The organism is Nitrobacter hamburgensis X14, from assembly GCF_000013885.1.
In the GTDB taxonomy this organism is placed as follows: Bacteria; Pseudomonadota; Alphaproteobacteria; order Rhizobiales; family Xanthobacteraceae; genus Nitrobacter; species Nitrobacter hamburgensis.
Genome location: NC_007964.1, coordinates 632,103 through 647,224, shown reverse-complemented (window position 1 = coordinate 647,224; position 15,122 = coordinate 632,103). Strand labels below are relative to the sequence as shown.

Below are 15,122 nucleotides of genomic sequence, written 5' to 3'. Positions count from 1 at the left end.
TCACAAAGAATCGTGCCACTGAAGTGTGGAGATCACACGGCCAGCGTCAGAACACTGGCCGTGTGATAATGTATCTTATGGAAAATCAAGCCGCATCTGAGCGTCAGATCAAATGTTTAGTTGCGCGTCACCGGATCGTATTATGCCCAATGACGCGCAATCTCGGCCAGCCGCTACGTATGACTCAGCACATCGTCGAGCTTGGTCGCTTTCACGTAGCGCGCCGGATTCTTGTCAACCGCCAGCGCCTTGAAGTGCGCTTCACCGCAGGCGATCTTGGCGGCCTCATGGTCACGCAGATCGTCGGTGAATAAGCTGCCCTTCGTCTCGACGACGAAATACAGATGCTCCTGGCCGTCGATCTGCACCAGAACGGCCCAGTCCGGATTGTAAGTGCCGAGCGGCGTCGGAACTTTGAACCAGCCGGGAAGCTTGGCGTAGACCTTCACGGCGTCATTCTTTTCCATTTGCTCTGCGAAAGTTCGCTCCACGCCGCCGGAATCGTAGACGACATGCTCGAACACGGATTTCTGTGTATCCTTGAGCATGTTCTTGAGGTAGCCGACCAGTTCCTCCTGCTCGAAAAGCTCTTGGGCATAGAACTGCTCGTCGCCGATGCGCTGATACTTGATGCCGTCAACAATCGCGAGGCGTTTGGTGCGGCTAATAATCTCCGCCGCCAGATCAATGAAAGCCGAGGGATTGCGTTTGAAATCCGCGAGCCGCCCGCTATCCGTCAGGATGGTGACCAGGCTGCGGCGCGTGAGCTGAGTGCGATCCTGAAGCTCCGTCAGCACGTCGGGCAGGACAATATCGCCTTCCTCGATGGTCACGGGGCCGGAGGTAGACGTTTCCGTGGCAAGGACGCCGCCTTGCCCGATGGCAAGGTCGGCCTTGCGGATCGTCACCCGCGCCTTTGGAATCGGCGGGCCGCCAGCAATGGCTTTGGCGCAATCCTCGATGAGCTTGTCGTTGTCGAAATGAACGCGATAGGTCGTCCTGTGCTTGATCCGCTCCCATAGCGCCTGAAACTCGGCGCTGTGCAGGACGGCCTGGCGGGTTTTCACCGTCACGCGATCGTCGGCGTTTTTGATGTCCAGTTTGCCGGCGATCTTGCGCAGGACTTCCTTCACCTGCGGCAGGTGGGCTGCGTGCGCTGCCGGCAACGCGAGCGTGCCGTCCTTGATGGCCGTGCGCAGCTTGTCCTGGACCTTGCCTTTCGTGTCGATGAACCCTTCGCCTTGCAGCCAGTCATAGATGGCGGCTGACTCATCGAAGCCGAGCATGGCGGCGGAGCCATCCTCGTTCTGGACGGGAATGGCGGCGAACTGATGTTTTTCGACGATACCGAAACGGATGCCGGTATCCCGCTCGATTTCCTTTTGCAGGTTGTCGGCGAACGCCTCGTAGCTTTCGGTGGCGATCACCGTCAGCGTGTTGACATCGAAACCACGCAACCGCTCGCCCTTCTGGTTGACGCACAGACGCAGGCCGCGACCGATGGTCTGGCGGCGCTCGCGCTCTGTGCCCATCTCGCGCAAGGCGCAAATCTGGAAGACATTGGGATTGTCCCAACCCTCCTTGAGGGCGGAGTGCGAAAAAACGAACTTGAGCTTCGTGTCGAAACTCAATAATTTCTCTTTCTCCCTCATGATGAGGTTATAGGCGCGCTCGGCATTGTCGCGATTAACCTGATTGTTCTCGGCGGTGTCGGTCCAGCGCTTGTTCTTGTCGATGGAAAAATAGCCGTCATGCACCTCCACGGCGTCGGAAGTTACGTCTACTTCCTTGAACAGGCTCGAAAACTCGGGGAGCTTGGCGGCGCGGCGATATTCTTCCTCGAAGATTGTCGCGTACTTCCCCTTCACCGGATTCCCGTCCGCGTCATAGGAGCGATAGTGTTCCACGGCGTCGATGAAGAACAGGCTCAATATCTTGATGCCGAGAGGCGCGAGGCGCTTTTCCTTTTCCAGGTGCTCGTGGATGGTGCGACGGATCATCAGCCGCTTGATGGCGTCAGCATCCACGTCGCCGATGGCCTTGCCGACCGGCAGAAATTCTTCGGAGCCGGCCAGCTTTACTTCCAGCAAGGAGTCATTGCCGGCAACGCGGATTTCGCCGATCCGGCTATCCTTGTAGACGGCGCGGCCGGTCAGGTCTTCGAGGTCGTCGCCGTCCTGGACGACGACTTCCTTGCGCTGAACATGCGCGCCCTGCTGCACGTCGATTTCGACGCGGGCAGTGATCGCACCGCCCCGGTTGTTGGCGGAAAGAAAGCGCAGATACGCCTTGTTGTGCCCGCCTTCAACTTCGAGCGAGGCCACCTCGATCTGCTTGACCAGCTTGCGGTCATAAGCGTCCACGGCGTCGAGCCGGTAAACCATCTGGTGCTTGTCCACATGGGTTGCCGAATAACGCAGCGTGCAGAGCGGATTCATGGCGTCGAGCGCCTGTTTGCCTCTTCCCTCAAGGCCACCGTCCACGCTCTGCGGCTCGTCCACGATGATGACGGGGCGTGTCGCCCGGATCAGGTCGATCGGCGCTTCGCCGCCGGTCTTCTCGCTGTCCTTATAGAGGTTGTTCACGTCTTTCTTATTGATCGCGCCGACGGTCACGACCATGATCTGGATGGTCGGGCTGGTGGCGAAATTGCGGACCTGACCGAGCTTGCCGGAATCGTAGAGAAAATAATCGAAGGGCTGGCCGGAATAGAGGCCCTTGAAATGGTCCTCGGTGATCTGGAGCGTCTTGTAGACGCCTTCCTTGATCGCGACGGACGGCACGACGACCACGAATTTCGTGAAGCCGAAGCGCTTGTTCAGCTCGAAGACGGTGCGAATATAAACGTAGGTCTTGCCCGGTGCCCGTCTCCATTTCGACGGTGAAGTCGCCGGAGGCAAGATTCCCGGACGGCGGCAGGCCATTGCGAAGCTGAATGTCTTTCAGGTTGGTGATGATCTCATCATCAAGCAGCGTCAGGCGGTTGCCGATGCCGCGCTCATTTTCGACGAGTCCAAGCTCCCCTTGCACGCCACCGTCGGGACGACGGGTGACGGTGAACTCGGTACGATTGATTTCCTGTCCGCGAAACAAATCGCAGACGGCTTCAATCGCGGTGTGCTGGTAATCGAGGTCGGGTTCGAAATGCAGTTTCATGTCCGGCCCCTCAGAGACTACGCACGTCGAGAATGCCGTTCTGATTCAGAATGGCGGCCATGTTGGTCTTGGCCACGTCGTCGGCAAAGCCGGAATCCTTGAACACGACACGGGTATCGACGGCCGGGGCGAGTGCCTTGCGCCACGCGACAATGCCGTTGGCAAGCGCCTCCACCACGTCCTTGGTCAGTCCGTCAGCGAGGCAGACGATCAGCGCGCCGCCGCCGATGGAATGGACGGCTTTCCCGGCGATCTGCTTCTTCTCGATTGGGACGCAGAGGTCGAGACCAAGCTTGAGCAATAGCTCATGGAGAACGTCTTGTTCGGAGCGACCTTGTGCGAGGTGTTCTGCGTTGGCAAGGAGCGTACCTTCAATGTCGGACGGCTCCGGTTCCCACGCGCGGATATTTGACTGCGCGAGCTTAAAGACCCTGAAACCAAGATCGGCATTATTTCCCGGATATTCCTCTTTCAATTTGTTTGCCGAGCGACGAATCCGTTCCTTGCAAATATCGGCGATCGTTTCGTGTCCATTTTCAAAAGCGATTTTATTTTGCGGTTTCGCAACCTTCTCCCCATCCTTGTACTCATATGTCGGTTCTGGAAGCTGCACCGATATCCATCTTCTAGACAAACCATCTTGAGCCGATTGGAGCATCACAGCGTGGGCGGTGGTTCCCGATCCGGCAAAAAAGTCCATCACAAGATCATCTTCGTTTGTGCCAAGAAATACGCAACGCCGGATGAGTTCTATTGGCTTCGGAAAATCGAGAACCCCGCTCATCCCTAATTTTCCGGCCTCAACCGTTCCCTGCTCACTTATAACAGCAGTATCGCTCCAAATACTTTTGGCTTTGGTCGTGCTCTTGCGGGACTTCTCGTAAATGTTCCATTCGCCGTCTCGTCTCTGTTTGGCAAAAACAGTGATCGGAGTAGCATCTATGCCATCAGTTTGAACTTTCTTTGAACTCCATCTCCAGCAACTGTCCGCGCCCTCGCTGTTCTTTGGCAATGCCTCCCGACAGTATTCGTCGCTTTTCGTCAAGCTAATGCTTGCAAGCCCATTAGCCCCGACAGAGTTAGGATTCACGTAGATTGGAAAATACAGATTTGGCCGGTTGTGGCGTCCGAATTTTGGATTTCGATTCCGTAGTTCCCAAAGATCGTATCCGCCATGTTCGTCAGCATAAGGGAGGGCATCGCCATCCTTATCGAGTTCGCCGAGAGCGCCGTTCTCTGTTTTGTAATAGACAAGGATATATTCATGACACTTCGCTATCTCTTTGTATGTTTGTCCACGCTTGTTAGATTGGACAATTATCGCCGTGAGAAAATTATCTTCACCAAATATTTCATCACATATCTCTTTAAGATTGGCCTTTTCGTTATCATCGATGGAAATGAATATCGCCCCGTCGTCAGCGAGCATTGTCCTCGCAAGCTTTAAGCGAGGATATATCATATTCAGCCAGTTCGTATGAAACCTGCCGTCATTTTCAGTGTTGCTCGTAGTCTTAAGGCCATCCTCCCCTTTTTGACCTGTGTATTTTAAGTAGGTGTCCAGGTTGTCCTGAAAGCGGTCGGGGTAAATAAATTCCTTCCCGGTATTGTATGGCGGGTCGATGTAGATGAGCTTCACCTTGCCGGCGTAGCTCTTTTGTAGAAGCTTCAGGACTTCGAGGTTGTCGCCCTCTATCACTAAGTTCTGCGTCGTATCCCAATCGACACTTTCGTCGGGACACGGTAACAGCGTGCCGGTGGACGGCGTCAGCGCGATCTGCCGTGCCTTGCGCTTGCCGTGCCAGTTCAGTCCGTATTTCTCGTCGCGCTCGTCAACCGCGCCGCCGAGCAATTGCTTCAGCACCTCGAAATCAATCTTCCCTTCCTCGAACGCTTCCGGAAACAGCGAGCGCAGGGCATCGATATTCTCGGCGACCACATCGGCGCTTTGGGTTTCCGGGTCGTTCAGGTTGAGCTTTTCGATTCCGTGCATCTTGTCGTCTCTTTCGTTCAAAGGCTTTTCTTGTAGGAAGCGAGGTCAGCTTCGAGGCGCTGAATCGCCATGTTCATATCCACCCGGCGGTTGAGCTGCTTTTCGCGCCTCGCCTTGCCGCGCAGGGTTTCGATTTCCTTCGCAAGGCGCGTATGTGCGTCGAGCGCTTCGCGGCGTTGGTCAATGGTGACACTATCGTCGCTCGCCACGAACGCGCCGGTCAACCGGGCGGCGTTCAACGCCTCAATGCGGGCAAGCCAGCCGGCATAAAGGGCATACAGGTCCGAGCGAGGCTGCTGCGCCAACGGCACGCTTTGCAGGAACGCAAGCTGTGCGCCATCGCCCGCGCCCGGCTGCAAGCCGGTTGCGGCGACGATACGGTCGATCACGGTGCGGCCAGCCTCATTCTGGGCCTTGCGCTTATGCGCCGCCGATACCGCCACGCCGCTTGCGTCGCTGGTGATAAGCAGAACCGGATAGGGGATCGCGCGGTGGATCAGCTCGATCAGCCGTCCGGCCTTTGCCGCTGGCCGGAAGGCGCAGCCTATGACAGCGATTTCCAGATATTCCCGCGTGTCGTCCGAAAACGCCGGCACGCCGATGGTCGCCGGCTTGCAGGCGGCGAACCATTGCAACTCGTCGATCCCCTCCTGAATGGCCCGCTTGTCTGCGGGTGTCGGCGCGCCCTGTTCGACCAGCATCTTCTTCGGCACGCGGGCATCGACCCGCGCGCCGGGCGGCAGGGCAAGCGCATCGACAACGGCGCGAATGTTCCCGTCAGCCGTCATGCCGTCCCCGCTTCGGGCAGGATGACGAGGAAGGCCACAACCTCGAAATCGTTGATCCCTGCGAACTCGCCCTTCAGCGCGTGGGTGCCGCCCGGCGAAAACAGGCTGGCGACGGCGCGTTCCTCGCTCTTGCCAGCAATCGAGGCGACCGCACGCGACAAGAGCTTCTGATACGGCTCCATGTCGCGGCCGAACCGGGTCGCCTTGTCGAAACGCCCGCAGGCTTGCGTGTCGGGAAGATCGCGTCCGATGCTGAGTTTCTTCAGCCGGTCGAGCACCTGCTTGGCCTGGGTGTAGGGCAAGAGCACGTCGCCCCCGTCGCCGACATGGATGACGAAATGCGGGCTGAGTGGGTAGCCCGGTTCGGCCGCGCGGTCCGCCGCCTCGCCGACAGCCTTGAGGCAGAAGATTGCTCCCGGCGGGATAGCATTTTCGTTGTTGCCGGAACTGTCCTCGGGCATCGAAACGACGGCATAGGTGCCGAGCGGCAAGGTTTCGAGACGGTCGCGATTTTCCCGCAGATAACCGGACAGGTCGATCCGAAAATCGTTGAGTGTCAAATCGGCGATGGAAACGCCGCTCGACAGATCCTCTAGGTCGATGACGGCATCCTGCATTTTCTGCAACTGGGCGCGGCGGTATTCCAGATCGTTCATCTGGTTGCCGGCCTGGAACTCGATGACGTTTTCCTCCCCTGTGGCGGAAACGTCGAGCAGCACCATGCGCCCGCTGACACGGGATTCGAGGTCGAGATACTCGTCCAGCTCCATGTTGGGCCAGAAATTCACGAGCTGGATGCGCTCGTTGATCGAGCCGATACGGTCGATACGGCCGAAGCGCTGGATGATGCGAACCGGATTCCAGTGGATGTCGTAATTGATGAGAAAGTCGCAATCCTGAAGGTTCTGGCCTTCGGAAATGCAGTCGGTAGCAATTAAAAGGTCGATCTCCCCTTCTCCCGCCAGTTCCGCCGGCCGCTCCTTGGAGCGCGGCGAAAACGCGCTCAGGATCGAACTCATGTCGGAGCGCAAGCCTGTGAGGGTCGTCTTGTTCGCCCCGGTGCCGGTGACGACGGCGGCGTTGATGCCGAGGCTCGATCGCGCCCATGGCGCAAGCTCGCGATAAAGATAGTCGGCGGTATCGGCGAACGCTGTGAACAGGAGAATCTTGCGGTTATCGTCATTGATCGGGGTATGAACCTTCCGGGCGATCAATTCTTTCAGCGCGGCAAGTTTGGCATCCCGATCGGCGGTCACGGCGCGAGCCGCCGAGAGCAGCGTCGCCAGCCGGTTGCGATCCTCGATCAGGTCTTGCCGCCAGCGAACGCGGTCAACATCCTGCAACAGCACCTTGACCTTGCGGCCGACAAGCAGCGCCTCGAACGCCGAGTCGTCGACGTCCACATCGTCGATGGACAATTCATCGACGGCTTCGTCGTGGGAGTCGATCTTGGCGAGGAGCGCGTTCACATCGTCAAGCTGGCGCTTGATGGTGAGAGCAAAGGAGGCGACCGAGCTTTCCATGCGCTTCAAGAGGTTGACGCGCATCAGATGGATCAGGCTTTCCTCGCGGTCCACCTGCCGGAAAGTGCTCTCGCCGCCGCGAATCTTGGTGCTGTATTTCGCGTCGTAGGCCGCCTGCTTGTGCGGCAGCACATAGCGCAGCGGCGCATATGCGCCGAGCGTCAGCCGTCTGATTTCGTTGTTGATCTCGCGGATCGGGCGGAACTCGCCGGCAAGGTCCACGTCGGCCTTGATGTTGATCGGCCGCAGCCGCTCGGGAAACTGCCCGGTTTCGGCGGTGCCGTAATAACGCTGCACATGCTTGCGCGACCGGGCGATGGTCAGCATGTCGAGCAACTTGAAGTAATCGAAGCCGAGCATATCCATGAGGCGCGACGGCCGGCGCTCATCTGCTGGCAGGTCGAGCCAACGGTTGAACTGCCCCTGCGCCTTGCGGATCGTCGCCTCAATGCTGGAAATACCGTGATCGATGAGCGCGATGTCACTGCCTTCCGTCATGAAGGCGATCTGGTTTTTGAGGTCGGCAAGCCGGTTGTTGACCGGCGTCGCGGAGAGCATCAGCACCTTGGTCTTCACGCCTGCCTTGATGATCCGCTTCATCAGGTGGTCGTAGCGAGTATCGCGATCGCGGTGCGTCGCCTTGTTGCGGAAATTATGCGACTCGTCGATCACGACGAGGTCATAGTTTCCCCAGTTGACATGCGTTAGGTCGATGTCGCCCGACAAGCCGCCGTCACGCGACAGGTCGGTGTGATTGAGAACGTCGTAGTTGAAGCGGTCGCTAGCAAGGATGTTGCGGTTATCGTTGGCCTTGTAGAGGGTCCAGTTGTCGCGCAGCCGCTTGGGACACAGGACCAGGACGCGATCGTTGCGAAGCTCATAGTATTTGATGACGGCCAAAGCCTCGAAGGTTTTGCCGAGACCGACGCTGTCGGCGATGATGCAGCCGCCAATGCGCTCCAGCTTGTCGATCGCGCCGACGACGCCGTCGCGCTGGAATTTGAACAGCTTCTTCCACACGGTCGTATTGCGGATGCCGGTAGCGGATTTGACGATGCGCTCCTCGTCCAATTCATCGCCCAAATCCTTGAACAGTTCGAACAGGAACTTGAAATAGAGCAAGGACGGCGCGCGCTGCGAGGCGGTTTCCGCGAGCAGCGTCGCAAGCTGGTCTTTTCCCGCGTGTTGTTTCAGGGATTCCCATGTTGATTGGAACCATGCGGCAAAAGCAGCGGCTTCTTCTTGTGTATCGCTCGCCTGCATCAGTCCAAGCTGGCTGCCAGGGGTGATGCCGAGCCCTTCCGTTGTGAAAGAGCAGGTGCCAAGAACAGCATGGCGCTGCGTTTCGCCTTTCATGGCGATCAGCGATTGCGGCGGGGATGCAACCGTATGACGGACTTCCGCGCTGCCCTTTATCCAGTCATGGGCGTTCCTTGCGAGCCAGCGCCCTTGAAGCTTGTTACGATAGGAAATATCGGAAGGACCGCCGAAAAACGACTGGCCGCCCATCGCGTCTTTTCCGAGCAGCAGCCGAGCGGCAGAGACCTTTTCCAACATCTCCCGCGCCTCGGCAAAGGCATGCAGGGAGAAGTCGGGCGACATCAAATCGACCGTCGCCACGCCGGAAGCAAGCCAGGCGCGCAATTGGTCAATGACGCGGTCATTACCGGCGTTGGTGAGAATCCTCATGCTCTGCGCACCCTAAGCCATGACCGCGCGGGGGCGCAGACGCGGCAAAGATTTTCGATATGGGGAAGAGTAATATGCACGTCTTCGGCCGCTTTATGGAGTGCCGACGCCGGCCGGCTCGCGGCGGACGGGGAGCTTGGCGATCTCGCGGCCGGCCTTGGCTTGAGCGAGCCGAATATCGTAGGCGCTCTGGAGGTTAAGCCAGAACTGCGCCGATGCGCCGAACCAGTGACCGAGGCGCAGCGCGGTATCGCCGGTGATGTTGCGCCGGCCCTGAATGATCTGCGTGATGCGGTTGGCCGGCACCTTGATCTGGCGCGCCAGCTCAGTCGGCGTGATGCCGATTTCCTGCAATTCGTCGGCGAGGATTTCGCCAGGATGAATGAGGGGCCGTGCCATGGGCGTGAAAACCTGCCCGCGATCGGCAACGCGCTTCTTGGACTTAATCAGGTTCATGGAAATTCGGTGGGTATGATGCGGTTTCTCTCGGCGCATGGATTAGCGCGGAGACCAGAGCGAACTCTCCCTCAAGGACATCGTACTCGGCCCGGAATTGCGGGTCTGTCATCCATTCCTTGGCGACTTCTTCGACCGGGATGAACTTGTGCTTGCCGTTCATAAGCGCTCCTAACCTCTGACTTCTTACAATCCCGGCCGCTTCGCGTCGCCCGGCCCACCCTTGAACGGCGCGACCTTGATTTCCTTCTCGCGCTTACGTGCCTGGGCTATGTCGTAGCTGTTCTGCATGCGCATGAGCGTATCCATCGAAACGCCGAAAGCCTTCTCAATGCGCAGCGCCATTTCCGGCGAAAGATGCGCGCGCTCGTTCAGGAGGGCGGAGAGAGCCGGCCGTGTGACACCAAGAGCCTGCGCGGCATCCGTCACCGACAGCTCCAACGGCTCGATGATCTCGCTCTTGACGAACCCGCCGGGGTGGGCGGGATTTTTCATCCTCAGTCCTTGGGTCATAGCCACCTCCTAGTGGTAATCCTCGTAATCGAGATCGATGATCTCGATTTCCATCTGGTCGATGCGGAATGTGATGCGCCAGTTCTTGGTGACGAAAAGGCTCCATGTGCCCTTGCGCTCCCCGGTCAGCTGATGCGCCTTCCAGCTTGGGACGGATCGCAGCTCGTTTTCCCGTTCCATGTCTTGCAGGAACGAGATGATGCGCCGGAGCTTCGGCACGACAGCCGCCTGCAATCCGGTCGCATCGTCATCATCGATGAAACGTCGCAGTCCCTTATGGACCACATTCCTGATCTTCATCAGTCATGCTGACAGAAGTTTCGTATCGTGTCAAGTAACGCTTTACAGAATATGAGCGATAGTTATGGAAACCGTCTTCGCTCTGAAAGGCGAGCGGCATTCGCCAGCGGCGGATGCCGAACTTTCTGTACGAGGCTCGCGATATCGAGCGGTGGCGTGGAGCGGCGTGAAGAGCCATACTGTCCCGCGCAAACGGTGCGGGGCGGACTCAAGGAGCTGGGTCTGCCGGCTTCCTTCGACCGGATAGCAGGGCAGCCTGAATCGCCGGCGATTTTTGCAGCGTGGGCGGGAACTGGCTGACGACATAGGCGCGCCGTTCCGGATTTTCGATCTCTTCGGTGCGCCGCGCCACTTCCGCAATCAACGACAACTCAGCTAAATCGTTCTCTGCTCTTTTTTCAGATAAGACTTGGGCCAATCTTTCATTATGTAAACGAAATTTCTTAAACAGCATGCGAAGTACCGATCTATTCAATGTTAAACAACATATGATTAGGGCGGTTACTTCTTTTTATTGTCAATCTCGTTTTCGCTAGGCGACGGAAGAAGTCCCGCGATCTTGGGATTGATCGCGGCACTGTTCGCAGCGATCAGCTTGCGAACGGCCTCCCGGCTTTCCCCGTCCTTGATTTTCTCGATTTGTTTGTCGATGTCGATTGCCGTCATCGCCGCGAGCTTATAGTTCTCGATTTGCCGCTTTTTCAGCTCTTCTGCCTGGATCGCATTCGCGGTGCGCAATCGCTCAAGCAGCAACTGCCGGCCCTCGCCGTAAAGCGTTCCCAATCCGTACAACGCCGCCTGTCCTGCACCTTTTACCTTCGTGACAGCAGTCACGAACCAGCTACCCGGTCCCGCTGCTTCGAGATACAGACGTTCATGCTCCTTCAACAAGCTGCTCTCGATATCAAGATTGGGATCGGCACGAACGGCCGCCGCCAGCTCCTCACCGCGACCTTCGCTTAGAAGATAAGCGATGGCATAAAGCTGGCGCAGGTTGCGCAACCGCTGTTCGACCACCGCAGCGCTGACCTCTTCTCCATCGCCAACAATCTGCAATCTGACCGGCGCAATCTCATCGGGATTGAGTGTCGAAATTACCGCAGCGGTGAAATTTTCGCCTCCACCCTCGATGCGCAGCATAAGCCGTTCGCTCAGCCCAAGCTCAAGGAAGTTATCGGAGGTAGCAAGGCTCACAATCGACGTGCCCTTAATGATTGTTATGAATTCAGCAAAGTCGATTACACGCGCGGCTCCAGTGCGCGGATCGGAAATCAGAAAGTGGGGCATGGTTACCTCAGATGTGAACAACAGCAGGGATCAGGACAAAATCCACGCCTGTATAACACTTCCGGCACGCGCGCGCCTGTCCAACTGCTTTGCCGCCGTGCCGCATAGCTGTGCCATTTCCTGCGGCAGAGATCACGGAAGTAGCTCGGCCCTCTATGCTTGCCCTGCAAGCAAATCGGCGTCCGCCATCGGACGCCGAATTTTCCCCTGGCAGGAAGTCCGCCGCCGGGCGGCCTGGAGGCGCGATATTTCCGGCCCTGACGGCGGCCGCTATGCGGCCTCCCTCTCCTCTCCCTTTTCTATAGGCTGCAACCCGATAAGATAATCCGCAGCGCGCTGCGCATGGGCGGCGGCTGAGAAGATCGCCCGCTTGTCGTCTTTGAGTGCTTTGAGCCACGAGCCAATATAGGCGGCGTGTTCCTCGCGTGGCGCGGGAGTCAGGGCAAGATCGCCGCAGACGAACGCCGCGCCAAGCTCGGCAACCAGTTCTTCCATAGCATAGCCTTCGTCGCCAAACCGCTTGCGGCCGAAATCCCGGTCTAGACGTTTGGGATGGCGAGTCCAGTGGCAAATTTCATGCGCAAGGGTTGCGTAATAGGCTTCTGCCTCGATGAACGACACGAAAGGCGGCATCTGCACGCGGTCGATGGCGAGGTTGTAGCAAGCCCTGTTACCGCCTTCGTTGATCTCCGCGCCGGTCGCGGCAAAGAATGCCTCCGCCTTCTCGATGCGTTCAACGGGGTCAATCGCTGGTTGCTGTACGGCATAAAAATGCGCTGGCAATCCGTCCACCTGCTCGGCGTTAAAGACGGTGTAGCCCTTCATAAAGGGAATCTCCCGCTCCAAATCCTCGCCAGTCGCCTCGTCCTGCTCGATTTTGGTGATGGTGTTGGCATAAACGACAAGGCTCCCCTTCTCGCCCTTCCTCACCTGTCCGCCCAATTCCTGCGCCTGCTTGTAGGTCAGCCACAGCGGCGCGGTGTAACTGTGCTCGGTCGCTGATGCCCACAGCATCAAAATATTGATACCGCGATAGGGAACGCCGTTGGCGCGCAAGGGCCGGGTGATGCGTCCTGCCACATGATCTGCGCTCCATGGTTTCAGCCATGGGCGAACGCCTTTTTCCAGTTCCGTCACGATGCTATCGGTCACCCGCTGATAAATGTCCTTTCGATCTTCACTCATTGCCTTTGTCCTTGGTTAGGGGGTTGCGCATGCAACCGGACTAGCCATCGCGGCGATGAGCGGGGGTCGGGCGGTCAGGACCGCCAGCGGGGACAGGGGTATCTCCCGCCTTGGCAGGAAGCGCAGCGGACGAAAGGCGGGGAACGCCCCGGCGGTGCCCGCAGCTTCAGCGAAGGGCTTGGTCTTGACGGCCCTGGGGCCGCAGGCCCCTTCTTTTCTCTTTTGAAATGTCGAGCGGCGCAGCGCTCGTCACGAAAAGGCGGGCGCGGCCCGCCGTTATCGAAGCGCCGGCAACGCCGGCTTCGATGTTCTCATCGCGCGAAGGATCGAAACCCTCCGGCGGAGACGGCTGCCGGCTCCGGGCAAAGCCTGAGAGCCTGATCCGCGAACAGCGGACGCGCCCATCCTTGTTGTTTGCTTCGTTTTATTCGACGACGATCGGCAATCGCTTCACGAATCCTCCCTGGCAAGCTGTTCACAACCGCCATGCCTGCCAGACCGCATGTGAATTTGCGTCAGTCTGTCCTTCCATAGCGCAAGCGAATATTCCCGTATCCCCAACCTTCCTTCGTGCAGGCCGGGCGATGCCCCTCGGGCTTTTCGCATGCGCCTCGTCCATCCCGTCGCTTCGGCATTCACAAGGCTGGCAATCAAGCCGGCCGCGAACAACGGGAGGAAACTCATGAATCGCTTACTGACCGCCTTCGAATTGCAACGTCGCACCCAAACGGAACTGAACGTCCTGTTCCGGCAGGCGTCGCAGACCCTCGCCCGCAGCCGCACCGGCACGCCGGAGCGCCGCATCGCGCTCGCAAGCCTTGAAAACATCTCGCGCGCGCTGGCGCTCTCGTTTGCAGCGGGGCCGGGCTTTTAGCCCGGCCTTTTCTGCCGCGCCGCGCGACGAACATCACGGTTTCATCCGGATGTTCGTCGATTGCCACGACCGCTTATGACAATCTGGCCGCCCATGTGGATAGAATTTTTTCTTTGTTTCCGTGTTTCCGCATGCACGTCGTAAAATCCTTGCATGATAATTTCATTTCTCAATCAAAAGGGCGGCGTCGGTAAAACCACATTGGCGGTCAACACGGCGGCCCGCCTCGCCCGTTCCGGGCACAAGGTGCTACTGATCGATGCCGATCCGCAGCAGACCGCTGCGCAATGGGCATCCTTGCGCGAAAAGACGCCGTTCGTCGTCGCCTCCCTCCCTCGCCCGAAAATGGCGCGCGATGCGATGGCGATGGCAGCGGACTACACGCATACGATTATCGACGGCCCGGCGCGCGGCCAGGATATCGCTCATTCCGTTGTGATTGCATCCGACCTCGTCGTCGTGCCGATCGAGCCGGGTGGCCCCTCGCTGTGGGCGGCGACCGAAACAATCGCGGCGGTCAACAATGGCCGCGCGCTCAAGGAAGCACTGGAAGCCGTATTTCTGGTTTCACGGAAACACGGAAATACGGTGATCGGCCGCGATGCCAAGGCGTATGCCGCCGACGCCGGGATTCAGATCCTCCGTGCGGAGATCCTGAACCGCGTCGCCTTCGCCGAGGCGCTGACGGCGGGCAAGACGATATTTGAATGGGCGGCAAGGAGCGAGGCTGCAAAGGACATAGACCGATTGGTGAAGGAGTTGTTGCGTTATGGCGAGCACGAAAACATTCGCGGACATGAAGAAACCCGTCAGGCGACCGACGGCTGAGGAAATCGCCGCCTTCGAGGAAACCGGCCGGGCGATTGCGCGGGATCGCAAGTTCGCCAAAAAGGCCGCACGGAAATCCGTGAAGGCTGAGAGCCGCACACCCGTGAATACGCAAACCCATGAACACGGAAACACGGAAATCCGTGACCGCGTGAATGCAGAAAGCAGCTTTTCTGCAAAGGCGGATTCGCGTGAACACGGAAATCCGTTTTCACAGAAACACGACAACACGGATGCACAGGTCGTCGTGGATACGGAAGTCCGTCATTCCGTGAACACAGAAACGCGGATTTCCGTGCCGATTGTGCGCTTGACCATCGATCTTCCCGAAGCGGTTCATACGCGGTTCAAGACGGCCTGCGCTATGACAAAACGCAAGATGGTGGATGAAGTTCGCGACTTTATCGAGCGTCGCGTCGCCGAGCTGGAAGGGGAAGCCGGTCGTCGTCTGTGATTTGCGGGTCGATTCGCGCTTCTACGTGCGCAATGACATGCCATCGCATGCGCCGCTCCCCGGCGAGAGCCGCGAA

The 15,122-nt window shown here is 58.4% G+C and carries 14 protein-coding genes; 3 read left to right on the top strand and 11 right to left on the bottom strand.

The genetic code is table 11. The features are described 5' to 3' along the window. Window positions 1-173: 173 nt before the first annotated feature. The 11 genes from NHAM_RS03035 to NHAM_RS02990 all read right to left on the bottom strand — a co-directional run bounded on the left by NHAM_RS03035 (window position 174) and on the right by NHAM_RS02990 (window position 12,890). Window positions 174-2,924 (bottom strand): type III restriction-modification system endonuclease, encoded by a 2,751-nt coding sequence (locus tag NHAM_RS03035; RefSeq protein ID WP_081434933.1) that lies wholly within the window; start codon window positions 2,922-2,924, stop codon window positions 174-176. A gap of 242 nt (window positions 2,925-3,166) precedes the next feature. Beyond that, on the bottom strand, window positions 3,167-5,149 hold the full coding sequence (locus tag NHAM_RS03030; RefSeq protein WP_011509176.1) for a site-specific DNA-methyltransferase: 1,983 nt from the start codon (window positions 5,147-5,149) through the stop codon (window positions 3,167-3,169). Between the two features lie 17 nt (window positions 5,150-5,166). Beyond that, window positions 5,167-5,937 (bottom strand): DUF4391 domain-containing protein, encoded by a 771-nt coding sequence (locus NHAM_RS03025; protein WP_011509175.1) that lies wholly within the window; start codon window positions 5,935-5,937, stop codon window positions 5,167-5,169. Then, the gene (locus tag NHAM_RS03020; protein WP_011509174.1) at window positions 5,934-9,149 is read right to left on the bottom strand and encodes a helicase-related protein; all 3,216 of its coding nucleotides are present in this window, start codon (window positions 9,147-9,149) and stop codon (window positions 5,934-5,936) included. The genes NHAM_RS03025 and NHAM_RS03020 overlap by 4 nt, the downstream gene beginning before the upstream one ends. Before the next feature lie 93 nt (window positions 9,150-9,242). Then, window positions 9,243-9,548, bottom strand: coding sequence for a HigA family addiction module antitoxin (locus tag NHAM_RS03015; RefSeq protein WP_011509173.1), 306 nt, complete (start codon window positions 9,546-9,548; stop codon window positions 9,243-9,245). Between the two features lie 43 nt (window positions 9,549-9,591). After that, complete coding sequence (locus NHAM_RS26375) at window positions 9,592-9,768, bottom strand: hypothetical protein (protein ID WP_157043520.1); 177 nt, start codon at window positions 9,766-9,768, stop codon at window positions 9,592-9,594. A gap of 23 nt (window positions 9,769-9,791) precedes the next feature. After that, a complete protein-coding gene (locus tag NHAM_RS03005) occupies window positions 9,792-10,118 on the bottom strand; it encodes a HigA family addiction module antitoxin (protein ID WP_011509172.1) in 327 nt (108 codons plus the stop codon). 9 nt (window positions 10,119-10,127) lie between these two features. After that, window positions 10,128-10,418 (bottom strand): type II toxin-antitoxin system RelE/ParE family toxin, encoded by a 291-nt coding sequence (locus NHAM_RS03000; RefSeq protein ID WP_011509171.1) that lies wholly within the window; start codon window positions 10,416-10,418, stop codon window positions 10,128-10,130. Window positions 10,419-10,626: 208 nt separating this feature from the next. Beyond that, a complete protein-coding gene (locus NHAM_RS26370) occupies window positions 10,627-10,872 on the bottom strand; it encodes a hypothetical protein (protein WP_157043519.1) in 246 nt (81 codons plus the stop codon). 47 nt (window positions 10,873-10,919) lie between these two features. Further along, window positions 10,920-11,705: a hypothetical protein gene (locus NHAM_RS02995; protein WP_011509169.1), complete on the bottom strand. Its 786-nt coding sequence runs from the start codon at window positions 11,703-11,705 to the stop codon at window positions 10,920-10,922. Between the two features lie 270 nt (window positions 11,706-11,975). Beyond that, entirely contained in the window at window positions 11,976-12,890 is a 915-nt protein-coding gene (locus tag NHAM_RS02990; RefSeq protein WP_011509168.1) for an ArdC family protein, read from the bottom strand. Window positions 12,891-13,572: 682 nt separating this feature from the next. On the opposite strand from NHAM_RS02990, the gene NHAM_RS02985 reads away from it, so the two are divergent. From NHAM_RS02985 to NHAM_RS26365, 3 genes are all read left to right on the top strand, one after another. Further along, entirely contained in the window at window positions 13,573-13,764 is a 192-nt protein-coding gene (locus NHAM_RS02985; RefSeq protein WP_245269977.1) for a hypothetical protein, read from the top strand. 153 nt (window positions 13,765-13,917) lie between these two features. After that, window positions 13,918-14,592 carry a ParA family partition ATPase gene (parA, locus tag NHAM_RS02980; RefSeq protein ID WP_011509166.1) on the top strand — a complete coding sequence of 225 codons (675 nt, stop codon included), beginning with the start codon at window positions 13,918-13,920 and terminating at the stop codon, window positions 14,590-14,592. After that, window positions 14,561-15,046, top strand: coding sequence for a hypothetical protein (locus NHAM_RS26365; RefSeq protein ID WP_011509165.1), 486 nt, complete (start codon window positions 14,561-14,563; stop codon window positions 15,044-15,046). The genes parA and NHAM_RS26365 overlap by 32 nt, the downstream gene beginning before the upstream one ends. The last annotated feature ends 76 nt before the right edge of the window (window positions 15,047-15,122 follow it).

Coding starts and splice junctions, on each gene's coding strand:
- NHAM_RS26375 (WP_157043520.1), bottom strand. CDS start 9,768: ATGAACGGCAAGCACAAGTTCATCCCGGTCGAAGAAGTCGCCAAGGAA.
- NHAM_RS03005 (WP_011509172.1), bottom strand. CDS start 10,118: ATGACCCAAGGACTGAGGATGAAAAATCCCGCCCACCCCGGCGGGTTC.
- NHAM_RS02995 (WP_011509169.1), bottom strand. CDS start 11,705: ATGCCCCACTTTCTGATTTCCGATCCGCGCACTGGAGCCGCGCGTGTA.
- NHAM_RS26365 (WP_011509165.1), top strand. CDS start 14,561: ATGAAGAAACCCGTCAGGCGACCGACGGCTGAGGAAATCGCCGCCTTC.
- NHAM_RS03015 (WP_011509173.1), bottom strand. CDS start 9,548: ATGGCACGGCCCCTCATTCATCCTGGCGAAATCCTCGCCGACGAATTG.
- NHAM_RS03025 (WP_011509175.1), bottom strand. CDS start 5,937: ATGACGGCTGACGGGAACATTCGCGCCGTTGTCGATGCGCTTGCCCTG.
- NHAM_RS03020 (WP_011509174.1), bottom strand. CDS start 9,149: ATGAGGATTCTCACCAACGCCGGTAATGACCGCGTCATTGACCAATTG.
- NHAM_RS03000 (WP_011509171.1), bottom strand. CDS start 10,418: ATGAAGATCAGGAATGTGGTCCATAAGGGACTGCGACGTTTCATCGAT.
- parA (WP_011509166.1), top strand. CDS start 13,918: ATGATAATTTCATTTCTCAATCAAAAGGGCGGCGTCGGTAAAACCACA.
- NHAM_RS02985 (WP_245269977.1), top strand. CDS start 13,573: ATGAATCGCTTACTGACCGCCTTCGAATTGCAACGTCGCACCCAAACG.
- NHAM_RS03030 (WP_011509176.1), bottom strand. CDS start 5,149: ATGCACGGAATCGAAAAGCTCAACCTGAACGACCCGGAAACCCAAAGC.
- NHAM_RS02990 (WP_011509168.1), bottom strand. CDS start 12,890: ATGAGTGAAGATCGAAAGGACATTTATCAGCGGGTGACCGATAGCATC.
- NHAM_RS03035 (WP_081434933.1), bottom strand. CDS start 2,924: ATGGCCTGCCGCCGTCCGGGAATCTTGCCTCCGGCGACTTCACCGTCG.
- NHAM_RS26370 (WP_157043519.1), bottom strand. CDS start 10,872: ATGCTGTTTAAGAAATTTCGTTTACATAATGAAAGATTGGCCCAAGTC.